Origin of the sequence: Ornithinimicrobium avium (assembly GCF_003351765.1) — a bacterium.
In the GTDB taxonomy this organism is placed as follows: domain Bacteria; phylum Actinomycetota; class Actinomycetes; order Actinomycetales; family Dermatophilaceae; genus Ornithinicoccus; species Ornithinicoccus avius.
Window position 1 is genome coordinate 3,007,684 of sequence record NZ_CP031229.1, and the last position, 21,957, is coordinate 3,029,640.

20 protein-coding genes are annotated in these 21,957 nt (G+C 73.3%); 11 read left to right on the forward strand and 9 right to left on the reverse strand.

Annotated features, from left to right (window positions below; all coding sequences use genetic code 11):
• Positions 1-4: 4 nt before the first annotated feature.
• Entirely contained in the window at positions 5-1,114 is a 1,110-nt protein-coding gene (locus DV701_RS13660) for a MerR family transcriptional regulator (RefSeq protein WP_114929025.1), read from the reverse strand.
• Between the two features lie 306 nt (positions 1,115-1,420).
• Between DV701_RS13660 and DV701_RS13665 the strand changes: the two genes are divergently transcribed.
• Positions 1,421-1,960 (forward strand): pyridoxamine 5'-phosphate oxidase family protein, encoded by a 540-nt coding sequence (locus tag DV701_RS13665; protein ID WP_114929026.1) that lies wholly within the window; start codon positions 1,421-1,423, stop codon positions 1,958-1,960.
• Positions 1,961-2,035: 75 nt separating this feature from the next.
• Here the strand turns inward: DV701_RS13665 and DV701_RS18310 are convergent, their stop codons facing one another.
• Positions 2,036-2,218, reverse strand: a complete 183-nt coding sequence (locus tag DV701_RS18310) for a hypothetical protein (RefSeq protein WP_162803040.1) — start codon at positions 2,216-2,218, stop codon at positions 2,036-2,038.
• 5 nt (positions 2,219-2,223) lie between these two features.
• Between DV701_RS18310 and DV701_RS13670 the strand changes: the two genes are divergently transcribed.
• The 6 genes from DV701_RS13670 to DV701_RS13695 all read left to right on the forward strand — a co-directional run bounded on the left by DV701_RS13670 (position 2,224) and on the right by DV701_RS13695 (position 9,527).
• Positions 2,224-2,955: a CPBP family intramembrane glutamic endopeptidase gene (locus DV701_RS13670; protein WP_114929027.1), complete on the forward strand. Its 732-nt coding sequence runs from the start codon at positions 2,224-2,226 to the stop codon at positions 2,953-2,955.
• Between the two features lie 4 nt (positions 2,956-2,959).
• Positions 2,960-3,973, forward strand: a complete 1,014-nt coding sequence (locus DV701_RS13675) for an NmrA family NAD(P)-binding protein (protein ID WP_114929028.1) — start codon at positions 2,960-2,962, stop codon at positions 3,971-3,973.
• Between the two features lie 104 nt (positions 3,974-4,077).
• Positions 4,078-5,781 carry a phenylacetic acid degradation protein PaaN gene (gene paaN, locus DV701_RS13680; RefSeq protein ID WP_114929029.1) on the forward strand — a complete coding sequence of 568 codons (1,704 nt, stop codon included), beginning with the start codon at positions 4,078-4,080 and terminating at the stop codon, positions 5,779-5,781.
• 30 nt (positions 5,782-5,811) lie between these two features.
• Positions 5,812-6,708, forward strand: a complete 897-nt coding sequence (locus tag DV701_RS13685; protein WP_114929030.1) for an NUDIX hydrolase — start codon at positions 5,812-5,814, stop codon at positions 6,706-6,708.
• 58 nt (positions 6,709-6,766) lie between these two features.
• A complete protein-coding gene (locus DV701_RS13690; RefSeq protein WP_162803041.1) occupies positions 6,767-8,458 on the forward strand; it encodes a substrate-binding domain-containing protein in 1,692 nt (563 codons plus the stop codon).
• A gap of 37 nt (positions 8,459-8,495) precedes the next feature.
• Positions 8,496-9,527, forward strand: coding sequence for an alpha/beta fold hydrolase (locus DV701_RS13695; protein WP_114929032.1), 1,032 nt, complete (start codon positions 8,496-8,498; stop codon positions 9,525-9,527).
• Positions 9,528-9,682: 155 nt separating this feature from the next.
• Here DV701_RS13695 and deoD read toward each other — a convergent pair whose 3' ends face one another.
• The 3 genes from deoD to DV701_RS13710 are packed head-to-tail and all read right to left on the reverse strand — an operon-like array spanning position 9,683 to position 12,999.
• Positions 9,683-10,402 carry a purine-nucleoside phosphorylase gene (deoD, locus tag DV701_RS13700; protein ID WP_114929033.1) on the reverse strand — a complete coding sequence of 240 codons (720 nt, stop codon included), beginning with the start codon at positions 10,400-10,402 and terminating at the stop codon, positions 9,683-9,685.
• Positions 10,403-10,441: 39 nt separating this feature from the next.
• Positions 10,442-11,716: a PQQ-dependent sugar dehydrogenase gene (locus DV701_RS13705; RefSeq protein ID WP_114929034.1), complete on the reverse strand. Its 1,275-nt coding sequence runs from the start codon at positions 11,714-11,716 to the stop codon at positions 10,442-10,444.
• The gene (locus DV701_RS13710; RefSeq protein ID WP_162803042.1) at positions 11,692-12,999 is read right to left on the reverse strand and encodes a glycosyltransferase; all 1,308 of its coding nucleotides are present in this window, start codon (positions 12,997-12,999) and stop codon (positions 11,692-11,694) included. The genes DV701_RS13705 and DV701_RS13710 overlap by 25 nt, the downstream gene beginning before the upstream one ends.
• A 939-nt stretch (positions 13,000-13,938) precedes the next feature.
• On the opposite strand from DV701_RS13710, the gene DV701_RS13720 reads away from it, so the two are divergent.
• A complete protein-coding gene (locus DV701_RS13720) occupies positions 13,939-14,412 on the forward strand; it encodes a hypothetical protein (protein ID WP_162803043.1) in 474 nt (157 codons plus the stop codon).
• A 177-nt stretch (positions 14,413-14,589) separates the two neighbouring features.
• Here the strand turns inward: DV701_RS13720 and DV701_RS13725 are convergent, their stop codons facing one another.
• A complete protein-coding gene (locus DV701_RS13725) occupies positions 14,590-17,103 on the reverse strand; it encodes an excinuclease ABC subunit UvrA (protein WP_162803044.1) in 2,514 nt (837 codons plus the stop codon).
• Positions 17,104-17,151: 48 nt separating this feature from the next.
• On the opposite strand from DV701_RS13725, the gene DV701_RS13730 reads away from it, so the two are divergent.
• The 3 genes from DV701_RS13730 to DV701_RS13740 all read left to right on the forward strand — a co-directional run bounded on the left by DV701_RS13730 (position 17,152) and on the right by DV701_RS13740 (position 18,890).
• Positions 17,152-17,700: an NADPH-dependent FMN reductase gene (locus DV701_RS13730; protein WP_162803045.1), complete on the forward strand. Its 549-nt coding sequence runs from the start codon at positions 17,152-17,154 to the stop codon at positions 17,698-17,700.
• A 118-nt stretch (positions 17,701-17,818) separates the two neighbouring features.
• On the forward strand, positions 17,819-18,208 hold the full coding sequence (locus DV701_RS13735) for a VOC family protein (RefSeq protein WP_202863540.1): 390 nt from the start codon (positions 17,819-17,821) through the stop codon (positions 18,206-18,208).
• 28 nt (positions 18,209-18,236) lie between these two features.
• Complete coding sequence (locus DV701_RS13740) at positions 18,237-18,890, forward strand: alpha/beta fold hydrolase (RefSeq protein WP_114929044.1); 654 nt, start codon at positions 18,237-18,239, stop codon at positions 18,888-18,890.
• A gap of 136 nt (positions 18,891-19,026) precedes the next feature.
• Here DV701_RS13740 and DV701_RS13745 read toward each other — a convergent pair whose 3' ends face one another.
• The 3 genes from DV701_RS13745 to DV701_RS13755 all read right to left on the reverse strand — a co-directional run bounded on the left by DV701_RS13745 (position 19,027) and on the right by DV701_RS13755 (position 21,943).
• Positions 19,027-19,833, reverse strand: a complete 807-nt coding sequence (locus DV701_RS13745; RefSeq protein ID WP_114929046.1) for a crotonase/enoyl-CoA hydratase family protein — start codon at positions 19,831-19,833, stop codon at positions 19,027-19,029.
• 203 nt (positions 19,834-20,036) lie between these two features.
• Entirely contained in the window at positions 20,037-20,924 is an 888-nt protein-coding gene (locus DV701_RS13750) for a patatin-like phospholipase family protein (protein WP_228255036.1), read from the reverse strand.
• The gene (locus DV701_RS13755) at positions 20,921-21,943 is read right to left on the reverse strand and encodes an NAD-dependent epimerase/dehydratase family protein (protein ID WP_114929048.1); all 1,023 of its coding nucleotides are present in this window, start codon (positions 21,941-21,943) and stop codon (positions 20,921-20,923) included. The genes DV701_RS13750 and DV701_RS13755 overlap by 4 nt, the downstream gene beginning before the upstream one ends.
• Between the last annotated feature and the right edge of the window lie 14 nt (positions 21,944-21,957).

The following is a 21,957-nucleotide window of genomic DNA, read 5'->3' on the forward strand; positions in this document are numbered from 1 at the left end:
GACCTCAGCGGGTCGCGTTCAGCGTGTCCTGCAGATGGACCATGACCTCGCGCGCAGCGCGGGTGACCGAGCCGGGCAGGTCCAGGACCGCGCTGCTGCGGAGGGCGTCGGCGGCGTGCCCGGTCCCGCCACCGCCGGCGAAGATCGGGAGCGCCGGGTGCTCCCCGCGCAGCCGCCCCGTGACCTCGGACGCGGCTGCCAGGTCGGCGCCGGTGGGGACGGTGATCACCACGGCCGCCGGCCGCAGCCGCGCGACGGCGTGGGACCAGCTGTCGACCGGGAGGTCGGCTCCTAGCCACCGCACGTCGCCACCGAGCCTGCGCAGGCAGGTGGCGAAGGTCAGGGAGCCGAGCTCGTGCCGGGAGCCCGGGGGCAGTCCGACCAGCACCACCGGCCCTCCCAGGGCGGAGCCCGCGGCGTCGTAGGCGCTGCCCAGCCGTCCGCGGACGACCCCGCTGACGAGGTGTTCGCCCGCCACGTCGATCCGACCGTCGGACCAGGCGGCGCCGACCTCTGCCAGCGCGGGCAGCAGCCACTGCTCGGCGACCGACTCGAACGAGCCGGTGGAGAAGGCGCGGTCCAGGACGCGGTCGACCTCGGCCCGGTCGAGGTTCCGGGCGGCCACGACCAGCGCGTCGAGGCCGGGGTCGGTGACGGCCGGAGAGGTCGTGGGCCGCGGCTCGACCTCCGCCGAGGACGCTCCTCCGCCCGGCCCCGGACCGGCGTGCTCCGACCGGTCGTCGGGCAGGCTCGCCGCCACCTGCTGCGCGGCCAGCGACGCCGGGGCGCCCCCGCTCACCAGTCGCGCCATGAGCTGCAGCCGCTCGATGTCGTGCTCGTCGTAGAGGCGGTAGCGGGACTCCGAGCGGGCCGGGGTGACGACGCCGTACCTCCGCTCCCAGGCCCGCAGGGTGTCGGGTGCGATGCCGGTCATCTCACTGACCTGCCTCACCGTGCGGTGCACGTCGTCCTCCTCATGGACGCAGCCTACCCCAAGCCTTGACAAACCTTGGATGCGAAGGGTCGTCCGACGAACCCCGTCGCTGGACGTCGAGGGCGGGGGCCCGCTTCCGCGCGGCGCAGGTCCGTCCTGGCAGCTAGGGTCCGAGGGCATGAGCTCGTTGCGCAGGGCCTTGCTCGCCGGGTACGTCGTCGGGCAGTGGCTGCCGCGCAGCGCCGGCTCCGCCGTGGCGGCCAGCAGCCGGCTGGCCGCCGCCCTCGCCCTCGACGCCAGCTGGCTGACCGTGGTCTTCGCCGGCCACCATGGTCGTCCTCGCCATGGTGGTCGGTCTCTCGTTCTTCCTGCTGCGCCGCACCCCGGACGTGGTCGCCCTCGGCGTGATGGCCGTCGTCCGCTCCGGCCCTTCTCCCCATACCTGTTCCCACGTCCCTCTGCCCACGTCGACGAAGGAGATGCACGATGACCCAGCGCGAGCACCACGACACGAGCCCCGCCGACCCCGTGCGGGTGAGCGAGGACCCCGCAGACGTGGAGAAGGTCCACGACCTGATCTCGGACATGGACGTCGCGATGGTCACCACGATCGACTCGAGCTCCCCCCAGGGTCGGCTGACGAGCCGCCCGCTGTCGACGCAGGTCGCCGAGGAGGACGGTGACGTGCTCTTCCTCGTGCGGCGCAGCAGCCCGGTGATGAGCGACGTCCTGGCCGATCCGCGGGTCAACGTCGCGTACTCGTCGATGAAGGCGTGGGTGTCGCTCTCCGGCGCCGGGGCTCTGGTGGAGGACCGCGCGCTCGTCGAGCGGCTGTGGTCCAAGGGCGCCGACGCGTTCATGGAGGGCGGTCCCGACGACCCGGACAACGTGGTGCTGCGCGTGTCGGGCGACACCGCGCACTACTGGGGCGGCGAGTCGCTCGTCGGCACCGCGGTGAGCACCCTCAGGGCACTGACCGGACGCAAGGGCGAGGACGGTGGCTCCACCGTCGTCGAGCTGCCCTGACGGCATCAGGCCACGCACCGGACCGCCGGGCTCCTCGCCGGCGACCACGTGCGTGGCCTGACCGAGATCGTGGCCTCAGCCGCGCACCAGGGGTAGACGAAGAGGCTGTCGCACGGTGACGCCGACGGCCACCGCGGTCTGGATCGGCAGTCCCTGGCTGGCGACGCTCGCGAACAGGCCGGTGTCCTTGAGCCCGGCGATCCAAGGTTTGTCAAGCGTTTGTCTATGATGAGCAGGTGCCGGAAAGGCGGTGAGCATCCAGGATGGGACCTGTGAACCCGGTGACCGAGCTGCGCGCGTTCCTCAACGCCGCGCTCGTCACCAAGGTGCCGCGCCAGCGGCGCGACCCCCCGGGCGTGCTGCGCCGGCGCCGGATCGTCTCGGCCCTCACCCTGGGCGTCGGTGCGGTGCTGCTCTGGTGGTCGCTGAGCCTGCGTCCCGGAGATCCCCTCTTCTACCTCGGCACCGCGGCGCTCGCGCTCACCTGGGCCGCTGGCGCGCTGCTCGCCGGGCCCCTCCACGTCGGTCGGGCGCGCACCCGCGACGGGACGTCCTACGCCGTGCCCGTCGTGCAGTCCCTCGCCCTGGGAGCACTGCTGGTCGGGGTGTTCCTGGCCGGTGCGTTCCTGGTCGCGCAGGTGCCGGTGCTGCGGGGACCGGTCGACGACCTGCTCGACCACGCGCGCTACGGCTCGCTCCCGCTCGTCCTGGTGCTGACCGCCGGCAACGGGATCGCGGAGGAGGCCTTCTTCCGCGGTGCCCTCTACTCCGCGATCCCCGAGCGGTGGACGGTCGCGGTGACCACGGCGGTCTACACGCTGACGACCGTCGTGAGCGGCGTGCCCCTGCTCGTCCTCGCTGCTGCGTCCCTCGGTCTGGTCTGCGGGCTGCAGCGACGCGTGACCGGCGGGGTGCTCGGCCCGGTCATCACCCACGTCACCTGGTCCACCGGAATGCTCCTGCTCCTCCCACCCATCCTGACCTTCCTGAGGTGAACCCATGGAAAACCGCACCGCACTCGTCACCGGCGCCTCCGGCTATGTCGGCGGCCTGCTCGTCCCGCGCCTCCTCGAGGAGGGCTACGCCGTGCGCGTCCTGACCAGGTCCGGCTCGCTCGACGCGCCCTGGGCGGGGGAGGTGGACGTCCACCAGGGTGACGCCTCCGACGCGGACGACCTGCGCTCGGCGCTGCGGGGCGTCCACGTGGCCTACTACCTCATCCACTCGATGGACGGTGGCGACTTCGTCCGACGCGACCGGGAGCTGGCGGACGGCTTCGGGCGGGCGGCGGGGGAAGCGGGCGTGGGCCGGATCGTCTACCTGTCGGGCCTGCACCCCGAGGGCGAGGAGCTGTCGACGCACCTCGCCTCGCGGGTCGAGGTCGGCGAGATCCTGCTCGCCTCCGGCGTGCCCACGGCCGTTCTGCAGGCGGCGACGGTGATCGGACGAGGCTCGGTGAGCTTCGAGATGCTCCGTTACCTCACGACGCGGCTCCCGGCGATGGTGGCCCCCAAGTGGCTGCGCAACCGCATCCAGCCGGTCGGGATCGACGACGTGCTGCACTGGCTGGTGGCGGCGGCGCAGCTGCCCCCGGAGGTGAGCCGGACCTTCGACATCGGCGGACCGGACGTGCTGACCTACGCCGAGATGATGCAGGCCTTCGCCCAGGAGACCGGGCAGCACCGACGCCTCATCGTGACGCTCCCGGTGATGACGCCCTGGCTCGCGAGCCACTGGGTGGGTCTGGTGACCCCGGTGGATGCCGGGGTGGCCAAGCCGCTGGTCGGCTCGCTCGTGCACGAGGTCGTGTGCCGCGAGCGCGACCTCGAGGAGCTCGTCGGGGCTCCGCCGGGAGGGATCACCCCCTACCGCGAGGCGGTGCGCCGGGCCATGCGCGGCGTGGATCCCGACCCGCACCACGCCGTCGGGGTCCTGTCGGCAGCCACCGTCGCGGCGACCCTGGTGCTGGTGGTGGTCGGCCGTCGCCGGAGCCGGCGGACACGGGGCCGCTGAGCCCGGGAGCCCGTCCTGCCCCGACCGCGTCCGGCGGGAGGTCACCCCGGACGACGGTCGAGGTCCGCATGTCCGTCGTCGCACCACGTCGTTAGGCTGGCACCATGGCCGACACCGCGACGACGCACCCGCTCCTGGACCAGCACCGGGAGACCCTGGAGACCGCGACGCAGGCACTCCGGGACCGCAGCTACTACAGCCGCTACCCCGAGTCGCCGAGCCCGCGGGTCTACGGCGAGGCGGCCCCGGAGCGGGGTCAGGCGGCGCACGAGGCCACCCTCAACAAGGACTTCGAGGCGCTCGCCGACCAACCCTCGACCGGCGACACGGTCGGCTCGGAGGTCAGCCCCTACGGGCCGACGCTCGGCGTGCGCTACCCCCAGCTCGACGTCGCCGCCGCGATCGAGGCAGCCCGCGCGGCGATGCCCGCCTGGCGTGACGCCGGCGCCGACGTGCGCGCCGCGGTCTGCGTGGAGATCGTCGACCGGATCAACGAGCGCTCCCACGAGATGGCGCACGCCGTCATGCACACCAGCGGTCAGCCGTTCGTCATGTCCTTCCAGGCCGGCGGTCCGCACGCCCAGGACCGCGCGCTCGAGGCGGTCGTCGCCGCACTCGAGGAGCAGCACCGCATACCCGCGTCCGTCACCTGGGAGAAGCCGGCCAAGGGCGAGCCGATCCGGATGCAGAAGGACTACCGGGTGGTGCCGCGCGGCGTGGCGCTGGTCATCGGCTGCAACACCTTCCCGACCTGGAACGCCTACCCGGGCATCTTCGCCAGCCTCGCCACCGGCAACCCGGTCATCATCAAGCCGCACCCGCACGCGGTCCTGCCGCTGGCCCTCACCGTCGCGATCGCCAGGGACGTGCTCGCCGGTGCGGGCTTCGACAGGGCGCTCGTCCAGCTCGCGCCCGAGGACACCGGCGGCACGCTGGCCAAGGACCTCGCGCTGGACCCGGCCGTGAAGATCATCGACTACACCGGCGGGCCCGGCTTCGGCCGCTGGCTGGAGACCGAGGCGGCGGCGCGGGGCAAGCTCGTCTACACCGAGAAGGCCGGCCTCAACACCGTCGTCGTCGACTCCACCGACGACCTCAAGGGGATGCTCGGCAACCTGGCCTTCTCCTTCTCCCTCTACTCGGGCCAGATGTGCACCGCCCCGCAGAACGTCTACGTCCCGCGCACCGGTGTCGACACCGACGAGGGTCACCTGTCCGGCGAGGAGTTCGCAGCCAGGCTCGGCGAGGCGATCACCCGCTTCACCGCCGACGACGCCCGCGCCGTGGAGGTCCTCGGCGCGACGGTCAACGACGACGTCCGGGGCCGGGCCACCGACCTGCCGGGGCTCGCCGAACGGCTGGGGGGCACTGTGCTGCTCGACACCCGCGCCGTGACCCACCCGATCTACCCGGACGCGGTGGTGCGCACCCCCGGCCTCGTGGCGGTCGACGCCGACGACGCCGAGGCCTACACCCAGGAGTGCTTCGGCCCGGTCGCCTTCGTCATCGGCACCGACGACACGGCGCAGTCGCTGCAGATCTTCACCGACACCGTCCAGCAGCACGGCGGGATGACCGCGGCCGTCTACTCCACGGACGAGGAGGTCCTCGACGACGCCCGCGACGCCGCGGCCGAGGCCGGGGTCGCGCTCTCGGAGAACCTCACCGGGCAGATCTTCGTCAACCAGACCGCGGCCTTCTCCGACCTGCACGGCACCGGCGCCAACCCGGCGGCCAACGCGGCCTACGCCGACGCCGCGTACGTCGCCAACCGGTTCCGGGTCATCACCAGCCGTCGGCACGTCTGAGCCGGCACGCTCCGTGACGGGAAGGCAGGTATGACGACGGGCCGGGTCCGCGCCCAGGTCCGGTCCGGGGAGCCCGGCGTCGTCGGTCTGGTCGGGCTCGAGCACCTGGGGACGGTCGACGACCCGCCGTTCGGGACAGACCCAGCCGTCGAGGCCGCCGAGGGAACGGCGCGACGGGCCGGCCCCGCGGAGGGGCTCGACTCGGCTGCCAAGGCCGTCCTCGAGGTCGTGGACGCAGCTTTCGCCGCCGGGCACCACCGCGTGGAGGCGGAGGTGCCGCGGGAGCAGGTGGCGCTGCGTCGCGTCCTCCAGCGCGCCGGCCTGCGACCCGAGGGGGTGGCGAGAGGCCGTGGGAGGGGAGCGGACGGCATACCCGTGGACGTCCTGCGGCTGGCGCGGCTGCGCGACGACCCGCCGCCGGGGACCCACGAGGCGTTCCTGGCGATGCTGGACGCCTCGCTGCCGACCAAGCGGCTCATCGTGCAGGGTCTGGTCACCGACGGAGCCGGGCGGGTGCTGCTGTGCGAGCTGACCTACAAGAAGGACTGGGACCTCGTCGGCGGCGTGGCCGAGCCGGCCGAGTCGCCGGTCGCCTCGCTGCGGCGGGAGGTGTCCGAGGAGCTGGGGCTGGAGCTGCCGATCGGCGGGCTGGTGGCGGTGGACTGGTTGCCGCCCTACAAGCAGTGGACCGACGCGCTGCTGCTCGTCTTCGACCTCGGGGCCCACCCGGACCTGATCGAGCGTGTCACGCTGCAGCCGACCGAGCTGCGCGCGGTGCACTGGTCCACGACCGAGGAGGCCGCCGGGCACGTCGCCCCCTACGTGGCGCGGCTGCTGACCTCCGTGCTCGCGCGGGACCCGGGGGGTCCGACGCTGTTCCTCGAGGACGGGCTGCCCAGGAAGCGTCCGGGCGGCGCGTCGGCCTGACGGACCGTGTCTGCCCTGACAGACACGGGGCGGTCCAAGACGCGCTACCTTGCATGGCGTGGCCAAGCACAGCAGCCCCACGTCCGTGAACTGGGGCCCCGTCGCGCTCGTCTCCCTCGTCGTCCTGCTCCTGGTGGTCGGGGGAATCAGCGTGTTCCAGCTCCTCGGCGGCTCCGACGACGACGGGGCGACCGCGGGCGAGACCCCGACCACGGACGTCGCGGGCGCCTCGGGCCCGGGGCCGGACGAGGAGGAGCAGACCTCCGAACCGGCCGGGCGGGGCGACCTCGACTGCACCCCCGTGACCGTCTGGTCGGCCCCCGAGCTGCTGCCGGCCGTGCAGGCGGCCTCGGAGCGGGCCGGCGACGAGTGCTTCAGCTACGCGGTGGTCTCCCGCGAGGCCGCCACCGCCCAGGCGGCGCTGCGCAGCGGTGAGACGCCCGACGTGTGGGTGGCCGGCTCGTCGGGGTGGCCCGAGCTCATGGCTGCTGAGGGCGTGGACCTGGAGGTCGGCGACGTCGTGGCCTCCAGCCCGGTCGTCCTCGCCGCGTCCGAGCCGGCCGCCCGGGCCTTGGGCGCGCTCGGCGTGTCAGAGGACACCACGTTCGGCCAGCTCACCGCCCTGTACCGCGAGGCGGTGGCCTCCGGCGAGGCGCCCGTGACGCTGCGCGTGGGCGACCCCCGCGTGGACCAGGCCTCGATGGCCCTGCTCGCGGCCGCGGGCGCCGGCCCCGACGGGTGGGCTCAGGCCGGCAGCGACGCGCGCGGCACGCTCGTGCTGCTCGCCCAGACCGCCGTCCAGGGCGACCCGTTGGTCGCGGTCGCGGCCGACCCCACGACGGTCGTGCCGGTCACGCAGCAGCAGGTGGCCGGCGCCGACCCCGACCTCGGCATCCGGGGACTGCCCTTCGGGGACGGCGCGAGCGTGGTGCGGATGCCCTTCGTGCGGATCGGCGACGCCGGCTCCCCGCAGGCGGCCGACGCGCTGGAGGAGGCGCTCACCTCCGAGGACGCCGCCGGCGACATCGAGGACCTCGGCCTGCAGCCCGGCGACGCGGACGGGCAGGAGCCGGACCCGGAGATCACGCAGACGCTGGCGAGGACCTGGACCGTCATCGCCCCGCAGTCGCGGATCCTGACGCTCATCGACATCTCCGGCTCGATGGAGGCCGTGGTCGGCGAGGACACCACCCGCATCGACCTCACCCGGCAGGCGGCGCAGACGGCGCTGTCGGTCGTCCCGGGCCAGACGGCGATCGGGCTGTGGTACTTCGCGACCGCGCTCGACGGCAAGAACGACTACCGCGACGTCGTGCGGCTGCGACCCCTCAACGAGGTGGTCCGCAGCGGCGTCACCCAGAAGGACCTGCTCCTCGCCGAGACCGACAAGCTCGACCTGGACATCCTGGAGGGCGACACCGGTCTGCACGACTCCCTGTGGGCGGCCTACACCGCCATGCAGGAGCGCTACAGCCCCGAGGCGATCAGCTCGGTGCTGCTGCTCACCGACGGCATCAACGACGACAGCACCGGCGGCCTGTCCGAGAAGCAGGTGGTCGAGCGGCTCTCGAAGGCACGGGACTCCGGCGACGCTCCCGTCACCGTCGTCCTCATCGGCGTGGGCCCGGACGTGGACGCCAAGGCGCTGGACCGGCTGGCCAAGGCCGCCGGGGGAGAGTCCCTGGTCATCCGCGACCCGCGCGAGCTGCCGCAGGTCTTCGTCGACGTGGTGGCCAGCCGCGCCCCGTGACGTGAGGACCGTCGGGGCCGGTGGCAGGATGCCGGGCATGAGCATCGACGCCCGGCACGTCCCCACCGACCGCCTGAACACCTTCGTCCGGGAGGCCGGTGACCCCGCCTCGCCGACGCTGCTGCTGGTCCAGGGCAACGTCAGCTCCTCGGTCTTCTTCGAGGAGCTGATGACCGACCTCGCGGGCGACTTCCACGTGATCGCGCCCGACTTCCGGGGCTACGGCGACTCCGAGCGGGCGACGATCGACGCCACCCGCGGCGTGGCGGACCTCTCCGACGACGTCGCGGCGCTGCTCGACGCGATGGGCATCGAGGGGCCGGTCGACGCGCTGGGCTGGTCGGCGGGCGGCAACGTCGTGCTGCAGCTGGCGATCGACCACCCCGGAAGGGTGCGCCGTCTCGTCCTGGAGGCGGCCGGCAGCCCCTACGGGTTCGGCGGGTCGACCGGGCTGGACGGACGGCCGGTCGCGGCGGACTTCGCCGGCTCCGGCGGCGGCACCGCCAACCCCGACTTCTGCGCGGCGCTGGCCGCGGGCGACCGGGGGGAGCGGCCGACCAGCCCGCGCACCACGCTGCGGTCCTTCTACGTCCGGCCGGGCTTCACCTTCGACCCGCAGCTGGAGGAGAAGTACCTCGACGGCATGCTCAAGACCTCCGTCGGCGACGACGTCTACCCCGGCGACCGCACCAGCTCGGCCAACTGGCCGGGGGTGGCCCCCGGCACCACCGGCATGAACAACGCGCTGTCGCCGAAGTACCTCGACCAGTCCGGCTTCGCCGACCTCGACCGGGTGCCGCCGGTGCTGTGGATCCGCGGCGACGCCGACCAGATCGTCTCCGACACCTCGATGTTCGACCTGGCCCAGCTGGGCAAGCTCGGCGTGGTCCCGGGCTACCCGGGGGAGGAGGTGTGCCCCACCCAGCCGATGGTCTCCCAGCTGCGCGCCGTCCTGAAGGCTGGCGGCGGGCAGGTCACCGAGATCGTCTACGCGGAGTGCGGGCACAGCCCGCACCTGGAGCACCCCGGGCGGTTCGCCACCGACCTGCGGGAGTTCCTGACGCGCTAGGCCTCGTGCTCGAACCACTCACCTGAGTGGGGTGCGCACGCGTTCGGCGGGTATGCCGTGCTGGACCCACTCACGTGAGTGGGGTGCGCACGCGTTCGGCGGGTATGCCGTGCTGGACCCACTCACGTGCGCGGGTCGGGCACAGCGGCTGCGGCTCAGGCCGGCAGCGGCGTGGCCAGCATCGTGTCCAGCGCGATCGTCACCATGTCGCCGAAGGTCTGCTCCCGCTCCCGGGCGCTGGTCTCCTCGCCGGTGATGATGTGGTCGGACACGGTCATCACGCCGAGCGCCCGGCGGCCGTGCCGGGCGGCGAGGGTGTAGATCTCCGCAGCCTCCATCTCGACCGCGACGACGCCGTACTCGACGACCTTCTGGGTCAGCTCCGGCCGCGCGTGGTAGAAGCTGTCCGAGCTGAAGACGGTGCCGACCAGGTGCGGCGCGCCCGCCTTCTCGGCCGCCTCGACGGCGTGGCGCAGCAGCCCGAAGTCGGCGACGGCCGGGTAGTGGTAGCCCTGGAAGCGGATCGTGTTCATCGAGCTGTCGGTCGCGGCCGCCTGGGCGATGACGACGTCGCGCACGGCCAGCCGCTCGCTCAGCGCGCCGCAGGAACCGACGCGCACGAGCTGCTGCACGTCATACTCGCTGATCAGCTCGTTGACGTAGATCGAGGCGGACGGCTGCCCCATACCCGTCCCCTGCACGGACACGCGCTCGCCGTGGTAGGTGCCGGTGAAGCCGAGCATGCCGCGCACCTGGCTGTAGCACTCGGCATCCTCGAGGAAGGTCTCGGCGATCCAGCGTGCCCGCAGGGGGTCGCCGGGCAGGAGGACGCGGGGGGCGATCTGGCCGGGCTCGGCGGCGATGTGGGTGCTCACGGGGGACAAGGGTATGCGGTGCGCGCGTCGCCGCCGTCGTCAGCCGGTCCCCGCTGTCACCCGGAGCAGGACGTCGTCCTCGCCGTCGGAGGAGGTGACCCACAGCGCGCCGTCGGCGTCGAGGGTGAGCGAGCGCAGGCGCCCGTAGGTTCCCTCGAGCTCGGGCACGCGGACGCTGCCGGTGATCTCCCGCTCGTCGACGAGGAAGACGGTGACGCCGCTGCCCTTGAGCTCGGCGACGGCGAGCGCGCCGTCCCAGGTGCCCCACTGCTCGCCCTGCAGGAAGGTCGCGCCGCTGGTGGCGTGGGTGGGGGAACCGCTGCTCCAGACGGCCTCGACCGCGTCGGGGAAGCGCTCCAGGTTGGTCATCGGCACCGACTCGTCGTAGCCGGGCGTCGGGTCCCAGCCGTAGTTGGCGCCGGGCTTCAGGATGTTGACCTCGTCGTCAACGGCCGGCCCGTGCTCCACCGACCACAGCCGGTCGTTGCCGGGCTGGAGCGCCAGCCCCTGCACGTTGCGGTGGCCGTAGGTGAGGATCCGCGGATCGGCGCCCTCGACGTGGCCCTCGGGCGCCGCCGGGTCGCCGTCGGCCGTGAGCTGCAGCACCTTGCCGCCGAGGGACTGCAGGTCCTGAGGGTTGCTGCCCTCGGCGGCGTCACCGGTGCCCACGAGCAGCTGCCCCTCCGGTGTGAACAGCAGACGGCAGCCGGAGTGCCGACCGGTGCTCAGCGGCATGCCGGCCACCACCACACCGTCCCGGCTCGCCCTGGTCACGTCCTCGTCGAGCGTCCAGCGGGTGACGCGCACGTCAGGGTGCTCGCCAGCGGGCTGGGCGGCGTGGCAGACGAAGATCGTGCGGTCCTGCTCGAAGTCCGGCGAGACGGCCAGGCTCATGAGTCCCGCCTCGCTGCCGACGAAGAGCTCGGGCAGGTCGAGCGCGACCTCGCGGGGCTCGGCGGAGCCGGGGTCCTCGACGGCGTCGTCGAGCGCGAGCAGCCGGCCGCCCCGCTCGGTGACCAGAGCCGTGCCGTCGGGCAGGAACTGTACGTCCCACGGCAGGCTTAGCCCGTCGGCGACCACCTGGACCCGGACGGTCGGCTCGGTGGCCGGTGCAGCCTCGGTCGGGCTGCTTGTGGCCGCCTCGCTGGTCGCGGTGCCGGCATCGGCAGGGGCGGCGGTCGTCGTGCTCGTCGCGGTCGTCACGTCGGTGGGCGGCGCGCTCCGGGGATCGTCGCCGTCGCTCCCGCCCGAGCATGCGGTGAGGACCAGGCACCCCACCGCCGCTGTGCTCAGCGTCCGGGTCGGCCGTCCCATGCTCCCCAGCGTAGGGGCCGGGCGCGGGCCAGGCACCCCGGGCGGCGGTGCGCGCCGGTCGCCGCACCCGCCCTGCCCGTCTCAGACCCGGCACCCAGCTCCTGCTCGATGAGTGCGACGGCGCCGGCCACGCCGTCCTCGCCCCGGACGGCCGCCGCGACCTGCGCAGCCCGTGCGGCCACGGCAGGCTCGAGCACACGGGCCAGGGAGGCCCCGACCCGCTCCGCCCCGAGGCCCCGACCCGCTCCGCCCCGTCCGGGCCGGACGCGCCCGGCGCCGGCACCGGGGGACCGGCGACCCGATCTCGTGCAGGCGACCGGCGAAGAACGGTTGGTCCATGGTGAACGGCACGACGACCTGGGCCGGCCGGTGCGCAGGGCGACCGCGCTGGTGCCCGCACCGCCGTGCTGCACGACCGCGGCCGTCCGCGGGAAGAGCAGGTCGTGCGGCACGTCGCCGACGAAGGCCACCCGCTCGTCGTGCCCGTCCTCGTCCTCCAGGCCCGACCCCCTCATCACGGCGACCCGCCGGCCCGCCGACAGTGCTGCCGCGACAATGCCGCGGATCGCCTCGCGCACCGCCGGGACGGTGTGCGACCCGAGCCCGACGGAGACCGGCGGCGGGCCGGCGGCGAGGAAGGCCTCGAGGTCGGCGGGCAGGGCGGCGTCGGCCGCGGGCCCGAGGAAGGGGTAACCGATCACCCGGACCCGCCGGCCCGCCACCCGGCGCGGCGTGACCAACTGCGCGGTGTTGGCGATGAAGGCGGGCGCCGTCGCCATCCCGAGCACCCCGCGCCGGCGGTCGCGCCTGGTGATGCCGGCGGTCCCCGGCTCCAGCCCGGGCGCCACGGCGCCCATCGCCGAGTACATGCCGCGCAGGCCCGCGGCCACGTTGTGCACCGAGCGGCCCGGGGCGACGGAGAACAGGCTGGAGTCGCCCCATGCCGAGGGGATGGCGGGGACGAACATCATCAGCACCTGCGGACGGTCGCTGCCGAACAGTCCTGGCCAGGTCGCGCTCAGGGCGGTCGTGACGAAGCTGTCGTAGCGGCCCGCCAGTCCCCGCATCGTGCGCGCCACCTCCGGCGCCAGGAGCCGGGCCACCCCGCCGACCATCCCCAGCTGGCCTGGCAGCTCCTCCGGCATGCCGGCGCTGTGCAGCACGTCCTCGCGGTAGTGCTGCATCAGGTCCATCCGGACCTCCTCGGCGCGCAGCCCGCCCGCCTCGACCACCGGGACGTAGTCGGTCGTGGCGGTGACGCCGGCCTCGTGCCTGCGACCCACGAGCCCGCCCCAGGCCCCGGCTCGACGACCACGTCCGCCGTGGCCATGGCCGCATCGTCGTGGTCGGCCACCACCACGGTGCGACCGTTGTCCACCAGGGTGCACTGCTGCACCCTGCTGCACCCGCAGGCGGTGCGCGCCGCCCCGATGCGGGGTGTAATGCGCTCGTCAGTGGTGGCCTGAAACCGGATCCGACATTATCATCAGGTGTCCTGAAACCGAGAACCTGCATCGTAGGCGTCTTGGCGGCGCTGACGCTCGGCATGGCAACGGTCACTGGGCCAGCTACGGCAGCGGATATCGACAACTCTCAACCGTCGCTAGTGAAACTTGTAAGTTCAACGTTCATAACCCTCACTGGAGCAGTGAATTCGAGACGATCCATGCGAAGGTTACAATGAACTGCTCTGGGCTTGGGGGAACAACGCGACTGCGAGTCGACGGTTATTTTGGCTTCGACTCCGGTGGATCCTGCGGGAGTCCCTCGAGCGGGCCTTTCGCCTCACTCTCTCAAGGGCCTCAGTGGGTTGACGTTACGCGGGGTCTTCCGTACGGGCCAAAGAAGACGGTATATCTTCCTGCTCGAAGTGAAGGAGCACATTATGGCGCCTCAGGCACCTACTTTGCGTCAGCAAACGTCTACGTGGACAACTGGGCTTCCGCGGATGTGGCCGACGGCAGTGCTCCCGCTCAAAACATCGGTTATGACTCGAAGACAGTGTATGTTGGTGGGCAATGTCAGGGCTAGCGCATCCTTCACGATTGAACTCAGAGAAACGCGATCTGCTTTTAGGGGTTCCTCTCTTGGGGGACCCTTGCCGCACCTTGGCTGTAACAACGCAAAGGTTCATCTCTGACGTCCTGCCTTGTGTCTTTCCATTCATAGTGAGGGTATATCACCCGGCGGGAGGTGTGAGATTCCGTGATACTTACCTTGGGGTGACGGGGCGTGAGCTGACCCCGGATGCTCGATGGAAGCATGTTCTCCTTCATTACGAAAAGGATGTGCAGCAAAACCCTGATTCATTGAGTCTGCCCGAGGATGGGTCTGCCCCGCCGCGGCTGCTGGACCTGCTCAAGGATCACGCGCCGGACACTCGAGAGGTCTTCTTGTATGCCATCTGGGAGGGGTTTGACATGTGGGATGCCGGATTTGATGCGCCCAAGATCGGCCCCTATTACATTTTCGAGTCGGACGGCTTGACCCTCGGCGGATGGGAAGGAGCGCCCGAGGGGCTGGAGTCGGCCCAGCCCGCCAACGTCATCGCGCCGTTGGACGGAACGTGGCTCATGGCGACGCCGATCGACAGCCATGAGACTTTCGTCGCCAGCATGGACAGCGCGCTGACCGACGCGATACTTGCGGACGAGTGGCTCGACGCGGTATTGGCACGCTGTCACGACAGCGCCTGACCCGACAAGGGACGTGTGTCCTGACGACGGCACGTCAGCCGTCGACCTCGACCATTCACGGTGACGGGGTGAGGTCGTGGCCTTTCGCCGAGGTCGGGCGCGGGCCTCCTGGGTGTCGGGGCGGAACGGGGTGGCCTATCCGCTCGGCTGGGCGCTGGTTTCCACGTGGCGGTGCTGCTAGGGGTGGTGGGTGGACAGGTCGGGGGAGCGGGTGGTTACGATCCGCCCGCCGTCCTCGCCGGCCCCCGGACCCATCTCCACGACGACGTCCGCCGTGGTCACGGCCGCCTCGTCGTGCTCGGCGACCAGCACGGTGTGGCCGGCGTCGACGAGGGTATGGAGCTGCGCCAGCAGACGGTGCACGTCGGCCGGGTGCAGCCCGGTCGTCGGCTCGTCGAAGAGGTAGAGGGTCGGCTGGCGGCGCTCCTTCTGCAGCTCGGTGGCCAGCTTGATCCGCTGCGCCTCCCCGCCGGAGAGGTCGGTCGCCGGCTGCCCGAGCGTGAGGTAGCCCAGCCCCAGGGCGTCGAGCGCGGCGAGCGCCCGGCGCGCGGCGGGCAGGTCGGCGAGCGCCTCCGCGGCCTGCACGACCGTCATGGCCAGCAGGTCGGCGACGGTGCGCCCCTGCCAGGTCACCTCGAGGGTCTCGGGGTTGAAGCGCGCGCCGCGGCAGGTGGGGCAGGTCGACCAGGTGCCGGGCATGAACAGCAGCTCGACCGACACCGCGCCCTCGCCGCGGCACGTCGGGCACTGCCCCGCCCTGGTGTTGAAGCTGAACCGGCTCGCCGTCCACCCGCGCGCCCTCGCCCCGGGCGTCGCCGCGAACGTCTTGCGCACGTGGTCCCACATCCCGGTGTAGGTCGCCAGCGTGGACCGGGGGGAGCGGCCGATCGGCTTCTGCGTGATGCGCACCAGCCGCCTCGGTATGCCGTCTCCGGAGGCGGTCACGCGTCCGCCGGCGGGTGCGTCGGCGGTGCCGGCCGCGCCGCCCTCCGCCCCGCCGGCGTCCTCGCTGTCCGTCTCCTCCGCAGCGCCGGGAGGATCGTCCCCCGCCTGGATCTCGACCCGCGCCAGCTGTGCGCCGGTCACGTCGTGGACCGCGTCGAGCATGCTGGTCTTGCCCGCCCCCGAGACGCCGGTCACCACGGTGAGCGTCCCCAGTGCCACGTCGAGGTCGACACCGCGCACGGTGTGCCGGGTGAGGTCGGTGAAGGACAGCGTGCCGGTCCCTGCCCGCGCCGGCGAGCCGTCCGGCCGGATTTCCCCGGCGTGCACGGGGTGGTCCAGGTAGCGCGCGGTGACGGAGTCCACCACGCCCGCCAGCCCGGCGACCCTCCCCGACCACAGGATCTCGCCGCCCTCGCGCCCGGCCCCCGGCCCCACGTCGACCACCCAGTCGCAGCGGGTGACGATGCCCATGTCGTGCTCGACCACGACGACGGTGTTGCCCGCCGCGACGAGGCGGCGCAGGAGCGCGACGAGCTGCTCGGTGTCGCGCGGGTGCAGCCCGGCCGACGGCTCGTCGAGCACGTAGACCACGCCGAACAGCCCCGACCGCAGCGCCGTCGCCAGCCGCAGCCGCTGCAGCTCGCCGGCGGAGACGCTCGTGCTGCCGCGGCCCAGCGTGAGATGCCCCAGCCCGAGCTCGGCCATCAGCCCCAGCCGCCCGACCAGGTCCTCCAGGAGCATCGTCTCGGCCTGCTCGCGGGCGTCCCGCTCCGGCTGCACGGCGAGCTCGTCGAGCCGCACCCGCGCCACCGCCAGCAGCTCGCCGACCGCCAGGTCGGCCGCCTCGTCGACCGCCATCGCCTGCCAGGTCACGGCGAGGGCGTCGGGCCGCAGCCGGCGACCACCGCACGTGCCGCACGGGTGGGTCTCGACATACCGGAGCATCCTGGCCCGCTGGGTGGTGCTGCGCGTCTCGGCCAGGGTGCGCCGCACGTAGCGCGCCGCCGAGGAGAAGGTGCCCTGGTAGGGCCGCTGGATCCGCGCCGCCTCTCGGGTGGGGACGACGGTGACGACCGGCTGCTCGTCGGTGAAGAGGATCCACCGTCGGGTCTCCTCGGGCAGCTCGCGCCAGGGCAGGTCGACGTCGTGGCCGAGCGTGGCGAGGATGTCGCGGTAGTTCTTGCCCAGCCATGCCCCGGGCCACGCGGCGACCGCACCCCCGGCGACCGACAGCGAGTCGTCGGGCACCATCGAGGCCTCGGTCGGCTCGTGCACGACGCCGAGGCCGCCGCAGGTGGGACAGGCGCCCTGCGCGGTGTTGGGGGAGAAGTGGTCGGAGTCGAGGTGCTCCGCGCCCGGCGGGTAGGTCCCGCACCGCGACCACAGCATCCGCAGCGTCGGGCCGGTCGTGGTGACCGTGCCGACGGTGGAGCGCCGGCTCCCTGCGCCGCGCCCCTGCTCGAGGGCGACCGTCGGGGGCAGTCCGCGCACGTCGCGCACCTGCGGGTCGACGGCCGTGTGGATGAGCCGGCGGGCGTAGGGGGCGACCGAGTCGAGGTAGCGTCGCTGCGCCTCGCCGTGGATCGTGCCGAAGGCCAGGCTGGACTTGCCCGACCCCGAGATCCCGGTGACCGCGACCAGCGCGTCGCGGGGCAGGTCGACGTCGACGTCGCGCAGGTTGTGCAGGCGGGCGCCGCGCACCTCGATCCGACCGGTCACCAGGACAGCGTATGGCGTGGACCACATCCGGTCCGGATCCGGAATATGATTGAACCGTCATCTATTATCAGTGGTATGAGTTTCCCCAAGATCGGCGTCGTCGTCAGCACCACCCGCCCCTCCCGGATCGGCCCCAAGGTCGCCGAGTGGGTCTCGCAGCTGGCGCCGTACGACGCCCAGGTCGAGATCGTCGACCTCGCCGAGGTCGCCCTGCCCTTCCTCGAGGACCACGCCGTGCCCGCGGCCGGCGACTACGACCGGCCCAGCACGATCGCCTGGTCGCAGCGGGTGCGCGGCTACGACGCGCTGGTGCTCACCGTCGCCGAGTACAACGGCGGCTACCCGGCCGTGCTGAAGAACGCGCTGGACACCCTCAAGCAGGAGTGGGCGGGCATGCCGGTGGCCGTGGTCGGCTACGGCTGGGGCGGCGCGGCCGCCGCGACCGCTGCCCTCGGCACCGTCCTGGACCGCCTGCGGATGGTGCGCCTGGACGGCCCCGGCCTGAGGTTCGGCGAGGACCTGTCCACCGAGGGCGAGATCCTGGCCGACGCCCCGGAGGACGCGGTGCGCGGTCTCTACGACCAGCTGCTCGCCGCGGTGCGCGAGAGCCAGCCGGCAGCCTGAGACGGCGGCCCGAGCGGCGCACCGCGCCCCTGACCCGGCCCGCGGACCGCGGGGGGGGCGCCGCCACGTCCCGGGCGGCGCCCTCGCACCTGCGGCTCCCGTCGGCCAGACTGGCCTCATGACTGAGACGACCACGTGCAGCAGCCTGACCGCCGGCATGGTGACCTTCGACTGCGAGCGTCCGCGCACGCTCGCCGGGTTCTGGCGGGAGGCTCTGCAGGCCGAGCCGGTGATGGAGACCGACGACTTCGTCATCCTCGGCGGACGGCCCGCGCTCGGCTTCCAACGGGTCGAGCGGCCGACCCAGGGCAAGAACCGGGTGCACCTGGACCTGTCCGGCGGCGACCGCGCCCACGAGGTCGCGCGGCTGGTCGAGCTGGGCGCCCAGGTCGTGCGCAACCACGACGTCGAGGGCTTCAGCTGGACGGTGATGCGCGACCCGCTGGGCAACGAGTTCTGCGTCGGAGACCCCCACGAGCCCAACGACCACCCGGCCTCGTCCGCGTGAGCGGCGCACGGCATACCCTGCTCGTCCGATGACCGGACCCAGCCCCGACCCCCTCCCGCTCGTCCTGCTCCACGCCCTCGGCCAGGCGCCGATGGCGTGGGAGGACGTCGTCGTGCGGCTCTACGGGTCGCGGCGGCTCCTCACGCCGTGGGTGCCGGGGCTGCGTCCGACCGAGCGCAAGACGGTGCCGATGGCGGAGGCGGCGGCCGCGCTCGACCAGGACCTCATGCTCGAGGGGATGCGGCAGGTCGACCTGTGCGGGGTGTCCTACGGGGCGATGGTCGCCGCGCAGGTCGCGGCCGACTACCCGGAGCGGGTGCGTCGGCTGGTGCTCGTGGGCGGGCAGGTGCGGCCCTCGCGGACCGTGCTGCGGCTGCAGTCGGCGCTGGTGCGGATGGTGCCCAGGTCGCGCCTGGCCGACGCCGGCGTCTCCAAGGAGCAGGTGCTGCGCAGCCAGCAGGTCGTGCGGGCGCTCGACCTCACCGAGGCGCTGCCGCGGATCACCGCGCGCACCCTGGTCGTCGTCGGCGGCAAGGACCTGGCCAACCAGGCCGGCGCCAGGGCGCTGGCGGCCGGGATCCCCGACGCCCGGCTGCGCGTGCTCGAGGGCGCCGGGCACCTCGTCAACACGGAGAAGCCTGAGGAGCTCACGGAGCTGCTGCGGGACTTCCTCGACGGCTGAGGCGTGCCGGCCCCGCCCCGCCCCGCCCCGCCCCGGCCCGCCGGACCTGTGCACGCCAAGATGACTTGTGCACGGGTGACATCCCCTGCACAAGTCGACTAGGGGTGCACAGGTCGGGGTGGGCGGTCAGAGCGTCCTAGCGCGCGGCACCCCGCGGCCGGGCGGGCTGCGACGAGCCTCCCGGCAGGCCGCTGCGGTCCATCCGGGCCAGCAGCCGCAGCTGGGCCCACCGCTCCCGCGCGAAGGTCGCCCGCACCGACGCCCCGACCGCACGGTCGAGCAGGCGCTTGCCGCGCGCCAGCGCCACCGGGTCGTGGGCGACCATCTGGCCGACGAGGTCGAGCGCGGCGGCCTGCGGGTCCGCCGCGACGCGCGTGACCAGACCCAGCCGGTGCGCCTCCTCGCCCCCGACCGTGCGCGCCGTGAGCGTGAGCTCCTTGGCCACGTCAAGACCGACCAGCTCGACCAGCGACCGGGTGCCGCTCATGTCCGGCACCAGCCCCCAGCGCGCCTCGCGCACCGACCACTGCGCGTCCGGCGTGCTCACCCGCAGGTCCGCGCCCAGCGCCAGCTGGAGCCCAGCCCCGAGGCAGTGCCCGTGCACCGCGGCCACCACCGGGACGGGCAGCCGCCGCCACGCCCAGCAGGCCTCCTGGAAGACGTTCGTCCCGGTCCACGGCAGCGGCACGAACCTCGTCGCGATGCCGCGCGGCTGCCGCAGGGCCGCCCGCAGGTCGAGCCCGGCGCAGAAGGCGTCCCCCTCGCCGGAGAGCACCACGGCCCGCACGTCGGCCTGCCCGCGCAGCGACCGCGCCGCGGCGACCAGGCCGTCGAGCATCTCGAGGGTCAGCGCGTTGAGCTTGTCCGGCCGGGCCAGACGCACGTGCGCGACCCCGTCCACGAGCTCGCTGGTGAGGTGGCTGCCGAAGGTGTGCGTCCGCATACCCCGGGAGCATGCCACGAGCGCCGGACCAGCTCCCCCGCCGTGCACGCGCCGCTCACGTGAGTGGGTCAGGCACGCGCTGGACAGGTATGCCGTGCACGCGCCACTCACGTGAGTGGGTCAGGCACGCGCTGGACAGGTATGCCGTGCACGCGCCACTCACGTGAGCGGCTTGCGGCCAGCCCCTGGCCGGCGTGCTTCCCCTACACCCCGAGGAACTCCCGGATGGCGGGCAGCTCGCGGCGGGCCTGGGCCAGGCCCGCCTCGTGGCTGGCGCGCAGCCGCGCCACGTCGCGCTCGCCGTTGCCGACCGGCATCACCTCCGGCACGAAGAGGTATGCCGAGCCCTCCCGCTCCAGCTCCCACAGCTCCGCGCGGGTCGCGTTGTAGCGCGCCGGGCGCTGCCGCAGCGCCTCGGCGACCGCGGGGAGACGGCGGAAGTGGCGGCGGACGTACCAGTCGGTGCGCGACGGCGTCTTGACGTAGCCCCGCGGCCGGGTCAGCACGGCGAGGAACCTGCCGTAGCCGTCGGCCCGCGCCGCGTCCAGCGGGATCCCGCCCGCCGGTCCGAGCGCCCCGTCGACGTAGACCTCGCCGTCGATCGTCACCGGCGGCATGACCACCGGCATCGTCGAGGAGGCGCGCACCCGCACCATGAGGTCGGCCATCGAGCCGAAGTCCTGCCGGCCCCACCACACCTGCTCCCCGCGGGTGGCGTTGAACGCCCCGATCCGCACGGTGGCCGGGTCCGCCACGAACGTCGCCCAGTCGAAGGGCAGGGCGGCACCGGGCAGTCCGGTCTCCTCGTAGATGTAGTGCGCGTTGAACAGGCCCTGCCCCCGCACGAGCGTCCGCCAGTCGCCGAAGCGAGGGTCGGCCGCGAAATCGGTGAAGCTGTGCCGCGCCCGCCAGGCGTCCCGCGAGACGTAGTTGGCGGTGTTGCTCGCCCCGGCCGAGATGCCGCCCACCCAGTCCAGGTGGAGGCCCGCCTCGAGCAGGGCGACCAGCAGCCCGGAGGTGTAGGACGCGCGCATGCCGCCGCCCTCGAAGACCAGGGCGGTGCCGGACACCGTGGAGGTCAGCTCGCTCACGAACCGAGGGTATGACGCCGCACCGACGGGGTGCGCCCGGGTCGGCCCACCGCCGCGAGCACCTCGCGCTCCTCGTCGTCGGTCAGCCCCGACGGCCGCGGCCCGGTGCGTTCCTCCTCCGTCGCCAGCGCTCCGCGCAGGGTGCCCGCCAGCGGGCGGCACACCAGCCCCGCCGCTCGCGCCCGCGCCGTGTCCATCGTGGCGAAGCCGCGCAGCCCCGGCACGTCGATCCACAGCGGCATCGAGCGCGGCCCCGCCCAGGGGTTCACCCCCAGCTCCTTGAGCAGCTCAAGGGGTATGGGGCGTGCCCGGGAGCCGCTTCCGCCCACCTCCGCCGCCTCGGCCAGCACGCCGGCGAGCGTCGTCGTGGGGCCGGTCGCGTTGAAGGGTCCGTCGAGCCGCTCCTGCGCCGCTGCGACGATCCAGGCCGCCAGGTCGCGCACGTCGACGAGCGCGCACGGGAAGTCAGGGTCGTCCGGCACCGCGACCTGTCCGCCCCCGTCCACCGGGTGGGCGAACCGCCACGGCCAGTAGCCGCTGCGCGCCGACAGGTCGCCGGGACCGCCGATGAGCCCGGCGCGGACCAGCGTCGCCGAGGTGCCCGACCCTGCGAACGCCCGCTCGCACGCGACCTTGGCCGCCCCGTAGTCCTCCATGCCGGACATCAGGTCCGCCTCCAGCGGCTCCACCAGCGGCGTGCCCTCGTCGCGGTCCACCTCCGGGCCCTCCACGTAGACGTTGGCGCTCGACACGAAGACCCAGTGCGCCGTCGTCAGGTCGCGCACCGCACGGCGGGCGTGGCCGGGCTGCCTGGTGAGGTCGACGACCGCGTCCCAGGACCTTCCCGACACCGGCGCAAGCGCGTCGTCCTGGTCCCGGTCGGCGGTCACGAGCGTGACGCCGCCGGGCGCCGGCGCGGTCCCGCGGGCCAGGCAGGTGAGGTCGTGGCCACCGGCGAGCGCGGCCCGGGCGACCTCGCGCCCGAGGAAGGCTGTGCCACCCAGCAGAAGGAGCTCCATACCCCCATCCTGCG

Coding starts and splice junctions, on each gene's coding strand:
- DV701_RS13695 (WP_114929032.1), top strand. CDS start 8,496: ATGAGCATCGACGCCCGGCACGTCCCCACCGACCGCCTGAACACCTTC.
- DV701_RS13660 (WP_114929025.1), bottom strand. CDS start 1,114: ATGCCCTCGGACCCTAGCTGCCAGGACGGACCTGCGCCGCGCGGAAGC.
- DV701_RS13705 (WP_114929034.1), bottom strand. CDS start 11,716: ATGGGACGGCCGACCCGGACGCTGAGCACAGCGGCGGTGGGGTGCCTG.
- DV701_RS13740 (WP_114929044.1), top strand. CDS start 18,237: ATGACCGGACCCAGCCCCGACCCCCTCCCGCTCGTCCTGCTCCACGCC.
- DV701_RS13730 (WP_162803045.1), top strand. CDS start 17,152: ATGAGTTTCCCCAAGATCGGCGTCGTCGTCAGCACCACCCGCCCCTCC.
- DV701_RS13670 (WP_114929027.1), top strand. CDS start 2,224: ATGGGACCTGTGAACCCGGTGACCGAGCTGCGCGCGTTCCTCAACGCC.
- DV701_RS18310 (WP_162803040.1), bottom strand. CDS start 2,218: ATGCTCACCGCCTTTCCGGCACCTGCTCATCATAGACAAACGCTTGAC.
- DV701_RS13755 (WP_114929048.1), bottom strand. CDS start 21,943: ATGGAGCTCCTTCTGCTGGGTGGCACAGCCTTCCTCGGGCGCGAGGTC.
- DV701_RS13665 (WP_114929026.1), top strand. CDS start 1,421: ATGACCCAGCGCGAGCACCACGACACGAGCCCCGCCGACCCCGTGCGG.
- DV701_RS13735 (WP_202863540.1), top strand. CDS start 17,819: ATGACTGAGACGACCACGTGCAGCAGCCTGACCGCCGGCATGGTGACC.
- DV701_RS13745 (WP_114929046.1), bottom strand. CDS start 19,833: ATGCGGACGCACACCTTCGGCAGCCACCTCACCAGCGAGCTCGTGGAC.
- DV701_RS13725 (WP_162803044.1), bottom strand. CDS start 17,103: ATGTGGTCCACGCCATACGCTGTCCTGGTGACCGGTCGGATCGAGGTG.
- DV701_RS13675 (WP_114929028.1), top strand. CDS start 2,960: ATGGAAAACCGCACCGCACTCGTCACCGGCGCCTCCGGCTATGTCGGC.
- paaN (WP_114929029.1), top strand. CDS start 4,078: ATGGCCGACACCGCGACGACGCACCCGCTCCTGGACCAGCACCGGGAG.
- DV701_RS13685 (WP_114929030.1), top strand. CDS start 5,812: ATGACGACGGGCCGGGTCCGCGCCCAGGTCCGGTCCGGGGAGCCCGGC.